This is a genomic window from Dellaglioa sp. CoH-57-MRSF-17 (assembly GCF_056782015.1).
Genome location: NZ_JBXAXY010000058.1, coordinates 1 through 419 on the forward strand (window position 1 = coordinate 1; position 419 = coordinate 419).

General features: G+C 53.9%; 1 protein-coding gene. It reads left to right on the plus strand.

What is annotated here, in order from left to right; genetic code table 11:
* Positions 1 to 117 precede the first annotated feature (117 nt).
* Positions 118 to 419, plus strand: a 302-nt coding sequence (locus tag AC1RPJ_RS07850; RefSeq protein WP_481762855.1) for a hypothetical protein, incomplete at its 3' end; no start/stop codon positions are given.

The following is a 419-nucleotide window of genomic DNA, read 5'->3' on the forward strand; positions in this document are numbered from 1 at the left end:
GATCACAGGTGCTCAACGGTATTGCTACGCCAGTCAATCCGAGCGATGCAATTCCGCTTTCGTATATCACGGCTCTTGTCATAGATGGTGGCGTGATAGGTTAATTAGGAAAACAAAATGACAACAGCGAACATTCCTGTTCAGCACCCGCGCCTGATAACGGCGGGTGCCCGGCCAACTACGGCTCAGCTTCTTCAGGGACAGTTGTCCATAAACTTCCCGGACCGAAAGTTTTACACTCTCGACAACACTGGTGCGATCATCAGCATAGGTGTGGCTCCCGGGGATTTGGCACCTGTTGCGTTCACCGGCAGCTATAACGATCTAACCAACAAGCCCTCGGGTGGCAACTACACTCTTCCGCCCGCCTCAGCATCAGTTTTGGGGGGCGTGATGGTACCAGCTTCGCAGGGTCTGGC